The 13,180-nt window shown below is 68.7% G+C and carries 13 protein-coding genes; 3 read left to right on the forward strand and 10 right to left on the reverse strand.

Annotation, left to right across the window (positions count from 1 at the left end; all coding sequences use genetic code 11):
• Positions 1-83 precede the first annotated feature (83 nt).
• The 5 genes from ruvA to D0Z60_RS00220 form a co-directional block, all read right to left on the reverse strand.
• Entirely contained in the window at positions 84-680 is a 597-nt protein-coding gene (ruvA, locus tag D0Z60_RS00200) for a Holliday junction branch migration protein RuvA (protein ID WP_118855833.1), read from the reverse strand.
• Positions 681-776: 96 nt separating this feature from the next.
• Positions 777-1,967, reverse strand: coding sequence for a lytic murein transglycosylase (locus D0Z60_RS00205; protein ID WP_162888007.1), 1,191 nt, complete (start codon positions 1,965-1,967; stop codon positions 777-779).
• A 7-nt stretch (positions 1,968-1,974) separates the two neighbouring features.
• Complete coding sequence (gene ruvC / locus D0Z60_RS00210; RefSeq protein WP_118855838.1) at positions 1,975-2,466, reverse strand: crossover junction endodeoxyribonuclease RuvC; 492 nt, start codon at positions 2,464-2,466, stop codon at positions 1,975-1,977.
• A 94-nt stretch (positions 2,467-2,560) separates the two neighbouring features.
• Positions 2,561-3,304 (reverse strand): YebC/PmpR family DNA-binding transcriptional regulator, encoded by a 744-nt coding sequence (locus tag D0Z60_RS00215; RefSeq protein WP_118855841.1) that lies wholly within the window; start codon positions 3,302-3,304, stop codon positions 2,561-2,563.
• 53 nt (positions 3,305-3,357) lie between these two features.
• Complete coding sequence (locus D0Z60_RS00220) at positions 3,358-3,600, reverse strand: DUF2312 domain-containing protein (protein ID WP_118855844.1); 243 nt, start codon at positions 3,598-3,600, stop codon at positions 3,358-3,360.
• A gap of 107 nt (positions 3,601-3,707) precedes the next feature.
• Between D0Z60_RS00220 and pyk the strand changes: the two genes are divergently transcribed.
• Positions 3,708-5,165: a pyruvate kinase gene (pyk, locus tag D0Z60_RS00225; protein WP_118855847.1), complete on the forward strand. Its 1,458-nt coding sequence runs from the start codon at positions 3,708-3,710 to the stop codon at positions 5,163-5,165.
• Between the two features lie 53 nt (positions 5,166-5,218).
• On the opposite strand, the gene D0Z60_RS00230 is transcribed toward pyk, so the two are convergent.
• Together D0Z60_RS00230 and D0Z60_RS00235 are read right to left on the reverse strand one after the other, a co-directional pair.
• On the reverse strand, positions 5,219-6,100 hold the full coding sequence (locus D0Z60_RS00230) for an NAD(P)H-hydrate dehydratase (RefSeq protein ID WP_118855850.1): 882 nt from the start codon (positions 6,098-6,100) through the stop codon (positions 5,219-5,221).
• Positions 6,097-6,894, reverse strand: coding sequence for a histidine phosphatase family protein (locus tag D0Z60_RS00235; RefSeq protein WP_205421013.1), 798 nt, complete (start codon positions 6,892-6,894; stop codon positions 6,097-6,099). Before D0Z60_RS00235 ends, D0Z60_RS00230 begins: the two co-directional genes overlap by 4 nt.
• 60 nt (positions 6,895-6,954) lie before the next feature.
• Here D0Z60_RS00235 and D0Z60_RS00240 point away from each other — a divergent pair, with 60 nt between their 5' ends.
• Positions 6,955-8,037 (forward strand): hypothetical protein, encoded by a 1,083-nt coding sequence (locus tag D0Z60_RS00240; protein ID WP_118855856.1) that lies wholly within the window; start codon positions 6,955-6,957, stop codon positions 8,035-8,037.
• Here D0Z60_RS00240 and D0Z60_RS00245 read toward each other — a convergent pair.
• From D0Z60_RS00245 to D0Z60_RS11850, 3 genes are all read right to left on the reverse strand, one after another.
• Positions 8,034-8,912, reverse strand: coding sequence for a hypothetical protein (locus D0Z60_RS00245; RefSeq protein WP_205421014.1), 879 nt, complete (start codon positions 8,910-8,912; stop codon positions 8,034-8,036). The two genes, D0Z60_RS00240 and D0Z60_RS00245, sit on opposite strands and share 4 nt — an antisense overlap.
• Positions 8,913-9,148: 236 nt before the next feature.
• A complete protein-coding gene (glf, locus tag D0Z60_RS11845) occupies positions 9,149-10,288 on the reverse strand; it encodes a UDP-galactopyranose mutase (protein WP_118855861.1) in 1,140 nt (379 codons plus the stop codon).
• Positions 10,285-11,487, reverse strand: coding sequence for a glycosyltransferase family 1 protein (locus D0Z60_RS11850; protein WP_118855863.1), 1,203 nt, complete (start codon positions 11,485-11,487; stop codon positions 10,285-10,287). Before D0Z60_RS11850 ends, glf begins: the two co-directional genes overlap by 4 nt.
• 159 nt (positions 11,488-11,646) lie before the next feature.
• Here D0Z60_RS11850 and D0Z60_RS00260 point away from each other — a divergent pair, with 159 nt between their 5' ends.
• Complete coding sequence (locus D0Z60_RS00260; protein WP_118855867.1) at positions 11,647-13,179, forward strand: acyl-CoA carboxylase subunit beta; 1,533 nt, start codon at positions 11,647-11,649, stop codon at positions 13,177-13,179.
• Position 13,180: the final 1 nt, after the last annotated feature.

Below are 13,180 nucleotides of genomic sequence, written 5' to 3' on the forward strand. Positions count from 1 at the left end.
GGGGCATGACAGCGACGCGCGGGCTTGGAGGCAGGACATCGCCGCCATGTTGCACGAGAAGGGCGGTGTAGGACAGGCCAAGGTCACTTCGCCGCCTTGCGCAGCGCGAGGCGGACCAGCGCGTCGAGGGTGGCGTCGGGGCCGAGCTCCTCGCTCGCGGCGGCGACCGCGGCGCTGGCCTCGGCGGGCTTGAAGCCGAGATTGGCGAGCGCCGACAAAGCGTCGTGGGCGGGGCCGCCGCGCGGCGCCGAAGCTCCGGCCGAACCGGCGAGGGCGGGACTGCCGATCTTGCCGGCGAGCTCGTTGACGATCCGTGCGGCGAGCTTGGGGCCGACTCCGTTGGCCCGGCCGACCATCGCCTTGTCGCCGCGCGAAACGGCAGCGGCCAGTTCCTCGGGCGTCAGGATCGAGAGCAGGGCGAGGGCGACCCGGCCGCCGACGCCCTGGACCGAGGTCAGCAGGCGGAAGGTGGCGCGCTCGCCGGGGGAGCCGAAGGCGAACAACGTCCAGCCGTCCTCGCGCACCTGGAGCTCGGTCAGCAGGACGACCGAACCGCCGATCGGCCCGAGCGCGTCGAGCGTGCGCGCGCTGGCGAGCAGCTGATAGCCGACCCCGCCGACATCGACGGTGGCGCCGTCGGCGGTGGTTTCGACGAGGGTCCCGGCGAGCCGTGCGATCATGGTCAAACCCTAGCCGTCATTGCGAGCGAAGCGAAGCAATCCATTGGCTGGATTGCCGCGGCGCTTCGCGCCTCGCAATGACGAACTTGGTCGGCGTCAGCGCATGGTCGCGAGGTCGGGGATGGGGCGGCCGGCGATAGCTTCGGCGAGCAGGCCGACGGCGAGGACGAAGCCGCGCTCGGCATTGCCCTCGTAATAATCGCGATAGGGGTCGCGGTAGGCGATCGGATCGGCCGCGCCCATCAGCAGGAAAGCCGGGCCGTCCTTTCCGAACGGCTCGGTATAGCGGCCGTACCAGCGGATCGCCGCGGCCGGCCACGGCGCGCCGTCCCAGCGCTTGAAATAGGTCGCCGTCATGCGCTGCTGCGCCATCGCTTCGACGATCCGCGACTGGCCGGGGTCGGAGCGGTCGAAGTTCTCGGGCTTGACCGCGATGACCAGCATCGCCTGCTCCTCGCGCACCGGGATGGCGAGATTGGCAAGGATATCGTGCCGGTTGTCCCAGATGTCGGCCATTCCGTCGCCGTCGCCGTCGCGCGCCATGCGGCGATAGAAATCGGGCGAATATTGGACGTCGCCCATGCGGCCGCTGTCCCAGCCTTTGAGCTTGGCGCGCTCGACCTTCCGGTCGAGCACCAGCAGCGCGGCATCGTGGACCGGGAAGGCGGTGTCGAGGCGGAGGCGGTCGTGGGCGCGCAGCACGACCAGCGCCTGGAGCAGGTCATATTCGGGGCGGCGGGCGCCGTAGTCGGAGAGTGCTCCCCACAAGGCGACGGTGAGCTCGAGCGGACTGCCGTCGCCGGCGGTCGGGCGGGCGGCGCCTTGGCCGATGCTGCGGTAGATCTTGCGTCCGGCGGCGATCCGCTCGGGCGTGACGTAGAAGCGGACATATTCGGCCGGCTCGTCGATCGCGCGCATGCGGTCGTAGCCGGCGACGATCGCCGGGTCGGCGGTGAGGTCGGCGAGCAGGCGGCGGAACACCGGACCCCAGGCGCGGTCGGCGAACAGTTCGGCGCGGTAGGCGTCGACCCGCGCGTCACCGGTCGGGCGGATTGGCGGCTCGGGCTGGGCCAGCAACCAGGCGGAGTCGCCCGGGATCGGCGGCATTGGCGGCGGCGGGGTCGAGGGCGGGAGCGGGGCGGGCAGCGGGGTCGCGGCAGGGGTATCGGCCAGAGCGGCCGGGCGCACGGTGGCGGGCTGGCAGGCGGCCAGCAGCAGCGGCAGGAGGAAGATCGCTCGGCGCATCGCTCTGGCAACCGCCGAACCGGCGAGGGGTTGCGCGCTCACCCTCAGACTAGAGGGGTCCGAGCGCCCGGCGGCTGGCAAGGTGATGGGCGTGGGTGATGGCGACGGCCAGCGCATCGGCCGCGTCGGGGCCGGCGATGGCGGCCCCGGGCAGCAACCGCTGGACCATGTAGTGGACCTGCGCCTTGTCGGCATTGCCGCCGCCGACCACCGCCTTCTTGATGAAGCGCGCGGCATATTCGGCGACGTCGAGCCCGCCGCGCGCGGCGATCATCAGGACGACGCCGCGGGCTTGGCCGAGCTTGAGGGTCGACTGCGGGTTCTTGTTGACGAACACTTCCTCGACCGCGGCGTGGGCCGGGGCGCGGTCGGCGATCAGCGCCTCGAGCTGGCTGGCGAGGTGGGACAGGCGGGCGGGCAGCGGCTCGGCGGCAAGCGTCTTGAGCTGCCCGTTGGCGACGTGGCTGAGGCGATTGCCCTCGGCGCGGATCAGGCCCCAGCCGGTGGTTGCCAGGCCGGGGTCGAGGCCGAGGATCAGCACCCGCCGCTCCTCATTAATTTTCCTACGGACCCCTCCACCATTCCGTCTTCGCGGAATGGTCCCCCTCCCCACCTTCGGCAGGGAGGAGCGGTCTTCACGCCAGTTTCGCCAGTTCGTCGTCGGAGATCTGGTAGTTGCCCCAGACGGTCTGGACGTCGTCGTCGTCCTCAAGGGCGTCGATCAGCTTCATCAGCGTGGCGACGTCGTCGCCGGCGACGTCGGCCTTGAGCTGGGGGCGCCAGGCGAGCTTGACCGCTTCGGCCTCGCCGAGCGCGGCCTCGAGCGCCTTGGCGACCTCGTGAAGCGAGTCGGGGGCGGTCCAGATCTGGTGGCCGTCGTCGTCGCTTTCGACATCGTCGGCGCCGGCCTCGATTGCCGCTTCGAGGACGGTGTCGGAATCACCCGCCGAGGCGCCATATTCGATCAGGCCCATGCGGTCGAAGCCGTGGGCGACCGAGCCCGATGCGCCGAGATTGCCGCCGTTCTTGGAGAAGATCGTGCGCATATTGGTGGCGGTGCGGTTGCGGTTGTCGGTCAGCGCCTCGACGATCAGCGCGGTGCCGCTGGGGCCGTAGCCCTCGTAGCGGATCTCCTCGTAATTCTCGGCGTCGCTGGCCGAAGCCTTGTCGATCGAGCGCTGGATATTGTCCTTGGGCATCGACTGCGCCTTGGCGGCGAGGACGGCGGCGCGCAGCCGGGCGTTCATCTCCGGATCGGGCAGGCCCATCTTGGCCGCGACGGTAATCTCGCGCGACAGCTTGGAAAACATCGCCGAGCGCTTCTTATCCTGAGCGCCCTTGCGGTGCATGATGTTCTTGAATTTGCTGTGACCGGCCATAGTCCCTCTCATTGCCCACCCCCGGCCCCTCCCGCAAGCGGGAGGGGGGAAGGTCAGGCGAGCCCGAGCGCCGAGCGATAGGTCTCGAGCAGTGCGTCCTGCTCCTGGCGGGTGTGGCTTTCCATCTTCCGAAGGCGGACGATCATGCGCATGATCTTGCTGTCGTAGCCATTGGCCTTGGCCTCCGAATAGACGTCGCGGATGTCGTCGGCGATGCCCTTCTTCTCCTCCTCGAGCCGCTCGATCCGCTCGATGAACAGCCGCAGCTGATCCGCCGCGACGGTGCCGTCCGCCATAAGATGATTCCTTGTGATTTCGCGATTGTGAGCGGGGGCCTTAGGCGAGCCGGGCGCGGGCCTCAAGCCGGTTGAACGCGCGTCACAAGCGTCTATGCACCAGCGCCGTGACCACCCCATTCCAGCCCCGCGCGCGCAAGGTGCGCATCCTCGCCACACTCGGGCCGGCGAGCAGCAGCCCGGAGATGATCCGTAAGCTCCACGAGGCCGGCGCGGACGCGTTCCGGATCAACATGAGCCATGGCGACCAGGCGTCGAAGGTCGCGCTGTTCGAGGCGATTCGCGCGCTCGAGCAGGAGCAGCGGCGGCCGACCACGATCCTGGTCGATTTGCAGGGGCCGAAGCTCAGGGTCGGCGACTTCAAGGGCGGCGCGGCGATGCTCGCGGCAGGCGAGGCGTTCGCGCTCGACCGCAAGGAAACGGCCGGGACCGCGGCGCGGGTCGGCCTGCCGCATCCGGAACTGTTCGCGGCGGTGGCCGAGGGCGACCAATTGCTGATCAACGACGGCAAGATCCGGCTTCGGGTCGAGCAGGCCGGAGACGAGCGGATCGACACCAGGGTCGAGGTCGGCGGGCGCATTTCCGACCACAAGGGAGTCAATTTACCGGGCGTGGTGGTGCCGATCCCGGCGCTGACCGACAAGGACCGTAGCGATTTGCAGTTCGCGCTCGACCAAGGGGCCGACTGGATCGCGCTGAGCTTCGTCCAGCGCGCGGCCGACGTCGCCGAAGCGCGCGAGCTGATCGGCGGGCGCGCCGGGCTGCTGGTCAAGATCGAGAAGCCGAGCGCGATCGAGCATCTGGACGAGATCCTCGAGCTGGCCGACGCGGTGATGGTCGCGCGCGGCGACCTCGGCGTTGAGCTTCCGCCCGAGGAGGTGCCGCGCGCGCAGAACCGGATCGTCGCCGAGGCGCGGCGGCTCGGCAAGCCGGTGGTGGTGGCGACGCAGATGCTCGAATCGATGATCACCGCGCCGACCCCGACCCGCGCCGAAGTCAGCGACGTCGCCAATGCGATGTACGACGGGGCGGATGCAGTGATGCTGTCGGCGGAAAGCGCGGCGGGCGACTATCCGGTCGAGGCGGTGGCGATGATGGACCGCATCGGGCGAAGCGTCGAGACCGACCCGATCTATTACGAGCGGGTCCATTTCACCGAGACTCCGGCCGAGGCGACCACCGCCGACGCGCTGAGCGAGAGCGCGGCGCAGATCGTCAACATCATCGGGGCGCGGGCGATGGCCTGCTACACCTCAAGCGGCTCGACCGCGCGCAGGATCGCACGTGAGCGGCCGCCGGTGCCGATCCTGGTGATGACCGCGAGCCTGGCAGTGGCGCGGCGGCAGGGGCTGCTGTGGGGCGCGCACGCGGTCCACACGCGCGATGTGCGGAGCTTCGAGGAGATGGTCGAAAAGGCGAAGCGGATGGCGCTCCGGCACCGGATCGTTGCCGGCGGCGAGCGCATGGTGGTGATGGCCGGCGTGCCGTTCGGAAAGTCGGGCAGCACCAATGTGATTCATGTGGTGACGCTGACGGGGGACGAGTTGCAGCGGCATCGGGGGTGACGCTCGTCATTGCGAGGCGCGCAGCGCCGCGGCAAGTCAGCTGGATTGCTTCGCTACGCTCGAAATGACGACGCAAGCAACGCTGGCACTTCGCCCGGCAGTTCGCGGGCGAGGAAGCCGAGGGGGGCGACTTTTTCGGCGAGGGCCCGGCCGGCTTCGCCGTGGAGCCAGACGCTCCATAGGAGGGCGGTGAGCGGGTCGGCGCCGCGCGCGAGCAGGCCGCCGGCGATCCCGGCGAGGACGTCGCCGCTGCCCGACACGCCCAGGCCAGGACCGCCGCCGCGATATTTCCAGGCGGCGCCGTCGGGCGCGACGATGTGGCTCTCGGCGCCCTTGACCAGCACCATCGCGCCATAGCGCTTGGCGCATGTCTGACCGCAGCCGAGCGGGTTCGCCTCGACCTCCTCGGCGGCGCAGCCGAGCAGGCTGGCCATTTCGCCCGCGTGCGGCAGCAGCACGGGCGGAATGCGCGCGGCGCGGGACCTGGAGTCGAATTCGGGCAGGAGGTGGAGCAAGGCCGCGTCGAGCGCGAGCGGCTTGCCGAGCCCGACCAGCCGAGCGGCGAGCTTGGCGGTGGCGGCATTGGCGGTCATCGCCGGACCGGCGACGATGGCGTCGGCGCGCTCGGCCTTGTCGATCAACGAGTCGACGGCGCGCGCCGCGAAGCCGCCGTCGCGGGCGGTGGCGAAGCCGACCACCATCGCCTCGGGCATGGCGATGCCGAGCGGGACGGCGATGTCGTCGGGCGCTGCGAGCTGGAGCTTGCCGGCGCCGGAGCGCATCGCCGCGTGGGCGGTCAGCAGCGGGCCGCCGGGCACGTCGCGCGAGCCGGCGATGATCAATATCTGGCCGTGGCTGTCCTTGTCGCCATCCTTGTGCCCGGGCAGCGGGTGGCGCTTGAGCTCGGCCGCGTCGAGTGCGCGCGGGCGGGTCATCGCGATCCGGTCATGGCGTCGGGCTCGGCGGTCTTGGGCGTGCCCTCCTGCTCCATCGGCGCACCGTGGTTCCACAGCACCAGCTTGGGCACGCACAGCGACAGGTGATTGGGCTCGAAATCGTAGGCGCAAATGCCGCAGTTGAGGATCTCGGCCTGCTTGTCGATGGCGAGGATCTGGCCCTCGGTCAGCTCGTCGAGGATGTAGCGCATGCACAGCACGACGACTTGGTGCGCGACCACCGCGACGCGCTTGTCGGCATAGTGGAGATTGATCGTGTTGAGCATCGAGCGCAGGCGCAGGATGACGTCGGCCCAGCTCTCGCCGCCGGGCGGGCGATGGTAGAATTTGCCCATCTTGGCGCGGTGCGCGGCTTCCTCGGGATATTTTTCCCTGATGCCGATGGTGGTGAGGCCGTCGAACACGCCGAACTCGCGCTCGCGCAGCCGCTCGTCGAGCACGGTCGGCTTGGAGCCGCCGGCCAGCCCGCCAGCCTTGCAGATCGCCTCGGCGGTCTGGCGCGCGCGGACGTAGGGGCTGGCGAGCAGCACTTCGGGTTTCTCATGCTCAGGCAAAGCGGCGAACCAGCGGCCGGTTGCCTCGGCCTGGCTGTGGCCGAGCTCGCTCAACGGCACGTCGACGTCGCGCAGGTCGAGATCGATCACGCTGTGCCCGGCCTCGTGCGCGAGGTCGCGTGCGACATTGCCCTGGCTCTGGCCGTGGCGGATGAGCCATAATCGTTCGGGCCAGTGCTGGCGCTCGGCCATTGCGTTAAATCCCCTGCTGGTCAGCATTGCGAAAGCATGAAACGGCTTTTTTCTCCCTTGCCGGCGGTTCGGCAAGTGGAGACGAGTATGCGTTGCTGGTTGATCGGGGCGGCGATTGCCCTTGCCGGGACGGCCGGCGCGATCCCGCCGCCGCCACCGCCGGTGACGATCCACCACCCGGTCCTGCCCAAGGGCGCGACGATGACCGGCACCGCGGCGCACGCCAGGATCCTGCGGGTTCCGCCGAGCCCGACGCGCGACGTCAAGCCGATGCGTCAGAATTATCGCACGCAGTACGAATGGTATGCTCAGGAGAATGGCATCAGCGTCGCGGAGGCCAAGAAGCGCACGTCGGAGCAGATGGCGGTGCAGCCGATCCTCGAGCGGCTGCGGGTGCGCCTCGCGGCGGCCGAGCCTCACAATTATGTCGACGTGCGCATGGTCCACCAGCCGGACTGGGGATATGTGCTCTTCTTCAAGCGCGACCCCGAAGCGACGCTGCGCAAGTACAGCGTACACCCGCGCTTTCGCGCCGAACATGCCGCGCTGACCACAGCGGAACTGCAGAAGCTGGCCGAGCCGTGGGTCAAGCGGTTTACCGAAGCGGGGATCCTCGCCGGCTATGGGAGCGACGCGACCAGCGGCAAGGTCGAGATGATGATGCAGGTCAGCGAGGCGGAGTATCGGACGCTGGCCCTGGCGCGAAACTGGGGCACGCTGCCCGGGCCGCTCAAGCTCGGCTTCGCCGGGGAGCTGCCGTTCCCGCGGGTCGACCCGCGCGTCGCGCCGCTGCTGCGCGGGTTCGCTTCGGAAACGCGCTCGACCGTGATCCAGCTCGAGGCCGGCTATAGCGGCCGCGTCATCCTCGACGACGGCTGCCTGCGGCTGGCCGGCAACGGCAAGGGCAAGGGTCCGCTGGCGGTGTTCCATCGCGAAACCGGGATCGGGCTCGACAGCGAGGGCTATCTGGCGGCCATCGACCGCCGCACCGGCAAGGCGACGGGCCGGATCGGCGAGGAGTGGAGCTGGGCCGGGCCGAACGGTGCGAAGGACTATGACGGGCTGGCCGAGCTAAAGGCGGCGTGCGGCGACGGGCCGGTGGTCAATGTCGGCAACCCCGAAAGCCAGGCGCGGTTCGAAGCGCGCTATCCTTCGGCGCGCCAGCGCTAGGCGGCGGCGAAGAGGGTTCGCTGGCGCTCGAGCTCCGCGCGCAAGGGCTGGTACACCGGGCGCTCGCCGTCCGGGCCGGCGAAACCCAGCAGGCCAGCTTCGCAATGGCGGCTGTTGGACCAGCCGGGATAGGCCGTAATTGGGTAGAGGCAGATGCCTTCGACTGCGACTCCGGCCGACTGCGCCTGGCGGACCTCGTCGCAGACGTAGTTCAGCCAGGCGACCCGGCCTGCCCCTTCGGCGCCGGTCTCGGCGATCATTAGCGGGCGACTGTAGCGTTCGGCGACGTCGAGCAGCATGGCGGACAGCGGGCGAAATTCGTGGTGGCCGAGCGGGATCATCCCGGCGCCGGCGTACCATTGGTTGTGCGGGTAATAATTGAGGCCGAGCGTGGCGAGCAGTTCAGGGCGACCGCCGAGTTCGGGCTCCGAGCGGCCGGCGAGCATGTCGAATACTTCATATTGGGTGGCGGTTAGCGCGCGGGCGTGGGCGACGGTCGCCGGGCGATCGTCGAGCGGGGCGACGAAGATCAGCGGCTCGGCCCAGATGCGCCGACCGCAGCCCACGGAATCGAGGCGATCGGCGGCGGCGATCGCGGCGCGCACCACGTTGCGCTTGAGCGCGACCGGATCGACCGGCGACGGCATCCGGAAATCGCCTGCTCCGGCGGCGTAGCAGAAGAAGCTGATCTCGTTGGCGATGCAGTGGTCGATCGGCCGGCCGGTGGCGGCACGGTGCTGCTCGGCGGCAGCCGCGGCGAAGTCGGCGAGGGCGTCGGCGAAGTCCGGCCGGGCGGGGTCGTGGAAGTCGGGAAAGCCATAGTGGAAGATGTCCCAGATGACGCGGACGCCGGCTTCCTCGGCGGCATCGAGCATCGGCCGCCAACTCGTCCAGTCGAACCGGCCCGGAGCGGTCTCGATAAGGTGCCAGCGCAGCCCGTCGCGGAGGGTCGCGAGGCCGGCTTCATGGCAAGCGCGATAATCCTGCGCGGCGAAGCGGTGGTGGGCGGTGGCGCGGGTGAGGTCGAGCCGGACGCCGTCGCGCCGGCGCTGGGTCGAACATTCGAATCCGGCGAGGAAGATGTCGGGGCTCCCGGTTGCGCGGGCCCGCGTTAGGCGGCCTCGGCGGTCGCCGCCAGACCCCGGCGCGCCTCCTCCAGCCGGCGGAAGGTGGCGAGCGCCTGACCGACGATCTGGTCCATGTTGTAATAGCGGTAGGTGGCGAGGCGGCCGACGAAGGTGACCCCCTCGGTCGCATCGCCGAGCGCTTCGTAGCGCTTGAACAGCGCCTGGTTCTCGGGCCGCGGGATCGGATAATAAGGGTCCCCCTCGGCCGCGGGATATTCGTAGGTGATGGTGGTGACCGGCGCCTTCTGGCCGGTCAGATGCTTGTACTCGCTGATCCGGGTGTAGGGGACGTCCTCGGCCGGATAGTTGACCGTGCCGGTCGGCTGGAAGCGCTCCTGCTCGAGCGTCCGGTGATCGAACTTGAGGCTGCGATAGGGCAGTTTACCGAAGCGGTGGTCAAAATATTCGTCGATCGGGCCGGTGTAAATTAGGTGATCGTAGTCGACCAGGTCGCGCACCTCGCGATAATCGGTGCCCAGCCGGCGCTCGATCAGCGGGTTGGCGAGCATCTTTTCGAACATCGCGGTGTAGCCGTCGGCCGGCATCGCCTGGAAGCTGTCGGTAAAATAGCGGTCGTCGGTGTTGGTGCGGGTCGGGATGCGCGCGGTGACCGACTTGTCGAGCTCGCTCGGGTCGAGCGCCCATTGCTTGCGGGTGTAGCCGCGGAAGAACAATTCGTAGAGCTCGCGGCCGACGGCGTTGACGACGACATCCTCGGAGGTGCGGATCTCGGCGACCGGCTCGGCGCGCGACGCGAGATAGGCCGCGGCATCGTCGTCGGTCTCAAGGTCGAGATCGAACAGGCGATTGAGCGTGGTGCGATTGATCGGGATCGGCACCTGCTTGCCGCGCACGGCGGCGAGCACGCGGTGTTCGTACGGGCGCCATTTGGTGAATTGCGACAGGTAATCGACCACCGCCTGGCTGTTGGTGTGGAAGATGTGCGGGCCGTATTTGTGGTAGAGGATGCCGGCGTCGTTGCGCTCGTCATAGGCGTTGCCGCCGATGTGGTCGCGGCGGTCGACGAGCAGGATTCGGGCGCCGTGCTGGCTCGCCAGCCGCTCGGCGAGCACCGAGCCGGCAAAACCCGCGCCGACGATCAGATAGTCGTAGCGCTCGCTCATGCGGTGGCGGCCTGCGGCTGAAGGCGACGGGTGTCGGCGGCGAGGACCTGATCGATCAGGCCGGCCATGCGCGCCTGGGTGATGTCCCAGCTCTGGCCCGAAAGCAGCAGGTCGACCTCCGGCAGCCAGCGATCGGTGTCGCGCGACAGCTCGAGCGCGGCATCGCAGGCGGCGAGGAATTGCTCGGGCGTGCGGGCAATCCTGACTCCGGTGATGTTGCCATAGTGGCGCTTGACGTCGGCGATGGGGGTCGAGACCACCGGCCGGCCGCCGGCAAGATATTCGGGGGTCTTGGTCGGCGAGATGAAGCGCGTCGCGGCGTTGATCGCGAACGGCATCAAAGCGACATCCCAGCCGCCTAGATAGGCTGGAAGCTCTTCATAGGTCTTGCCGCCGAGGTAATGGATGTTGTCGCGCCGAGGCAGCTCGTCCTCGCTGATCTTGACCACCGGGCCGAGCATCACGAACGACCAGTCGGGCCGCTGGGCGGCGACTGCATCGAGCAAAGCGGTGTCGAAGCGCTCGTCGATCACTCCGTAGAAGCCGAAGCGCGGCCCGGGGATGTCGGCCTGGTCGGCGGGCTGCGCGTCGACCGAGCGCGCCTTCATGAAGTGCGCGAGATCGACCGACGAGGGGAAGGGGTGGACGTTGCCGTGGCGCTGGCGCTTGGCCTCGTAGAGGCTGTAGCCGCCGGTGAAGACGACGTCGGCGCGGTCGAGCAGGCGCTGTTCGAGCGCGAGCAGTTCGGGCGGGGCGAAACGGAAGTTGGCGAGCTCGTCCATGCAATCGTAGACCACGCAGCCGGCGCCGAGATGGAACGAGAAGGGCACCATCATCGGCGTGTAGTACCAGGCGACCGCCGGGCGGCCGTCGGTGGCGACGACGTGGTCGACCAACGCGCGCAGGGCGCGGGTGCGGGCCTCGTCATCGAGGCCGGGCGGGAGAAGCGGGGTGGCGACCTCGACCCCCGGAGCGACGGTGCGACGATCGAGCTCGGGCTCGGGCAGCTCGGCCCGCTCGATCGGCTCCTCGAAGAACAGCACGCGATAGGTCTTGCCGAAGCGAGTCATGAGATGCTGCGGCCGCTGGAAGACGAAATCCCAGCGCAGGTGCGAAAAGCAGATGAGCAGGTCGTTTCGACGGGACGCAGAACGGGAACGGGCCGCCAGCTCGCGCTGGCTCTCGGGGAACAGGATCATCGATGGACTGGACCTAACGCGTGGAAAACTATGGCGTTAACAGCGGCGGGCCGGAGCTCGTTCCGCCACCTAACCTAAATCATGTAGTTTTTCGGTGGGCCCGCGGGAGCCGCGCGGGCGATTGACCCTCCGGCGAGGGCGGGGCAGACGGGCGACCCTATGGCAACGACGATCGACGAGCTCGAGCAACGGCGCGCCGCGGCGCGGATGGGCGGCGGCGAAAAGCGCATCGCCGCGCAGCACACCAAGGGGCGGCTCACCGCGCGCGAGCGGCTGAGCGTGCTGCTCGACCCGGATTCGTTCGAGGAGCTCGACATGTACGTCGAGCATAATTGCGTCGACTTCGGCATGGAAACGCAGAAGATTCCCGGCGACGGGGTGGTCACCGGGAGCGGCACGATCAACGGCCGGCTGGTCTATGTTTTCGCGCAGGATTTCACCGTCTTCGGCGGATCACTGTCCGAGCGCCATGCGCAGAAGATCTGCAAGATCATGGACGCGGCGCTGAAGGTCGGCGCGCCGGTGATCGGGCTTAACGACAGCGGCGGCGCGCGGATCCAGGAGGGAGTCGCCAGCCTCGGCGGCTATGCCGAGGTGTTCCAGCGCAACGTGCTGGCGTCGGGCGTCGTCCCGCAGATCTCGCTGATCATGGGGCCGTGCGCCGGCGGCGCAGTCTATTCGCCGGCGATGACCGACTTCATCTTCATGGTGAAGGACAGCTCCTACATGTTCGTCACCGGGCCGGACGTGGTGAAGACGGTGACCAACGAGGTGGTGACGCAGGAGGATCTGGGCGGCGCGGTCACCCACACGACCAAGTCGGGCGTCGCCGACGTGGCGTTCGAGAACGACATCGACGCGCTGCTCGCGGCGCGCGACTTCTTCGACTTCCTGCCGCTATCGAACCGCCACGACGTGCCGGAGCGGCCGAGCGAGGACCCGTGGGACCGCATCGAGAACAGTCTCGACAGCCTGATCCCGCCGAGCGCGGCGACGCCCTACGACATGCACGAACTGATCCGGAAGGTGGCGGACGAGGGCGACTTCTTCGAGCTCCAGCCGGGCCATGCCGCGAACATCATCATCGGCTTCGCGCGGATCGAGGGGCGCACGGTCGGCGTGGTCGCCAACCAGCCGATGGTGCTCGCCGGCTGCCTCGACATCAACGCGTCGAAGAAGGCCGCGCGGTTCGTCCGTTTCTGCGACGCCTTCGACATTCCGATCGTGACCTTCGTCGACGTGCCGGGCTTCCTGCCGGGCGTCGGGCAGGAGCATAACGGGATCATTAAGCACGGCGCGAAGCTGCTGTTCGCCTATGCCGAGGCGACGGTGCCGAAGATCACGGTGATCACGCGCAAGGCCTATGGCGGGGCCTATGACGTGATGGCGTCGAAGCATCTGCGCGGGGACTTGAACTATGCCTGGCCGACGGCCGAGATCGCGGTGATGGGGGCCAAGGGCGCGGTCGAGATCATCTTCCGCGACGAGAAGGGCGACCCCGACAAGATCGCGGCACGCACGGCGGAATATGAGGAGCGTTTCGCCAACCCGTTCGTGGCGGCGAGCAAGGGCTTCATCGACGAGGTGATCTACCCGCACTCGACTCGGAAGCGGGTGGCGCTGGGGCTGCGCAAGCTGCGCGACAAGGTGCTCGAGAACCCGTGGAAGAAACACGACAACATTCCGCTGTGAG

The sequence above is a fragment of the Sphingomonas mesophila genome (assembly GCF_003499275.1).
GTDB classification, from domain to species: domain Bacteria; phylum Pseudomonadota; class Alphaproteobacteria; order Sphingomonadales; family Sphingomonadaceae; genus Sphingomicrobium; species Sphingomicrobium mesophilum.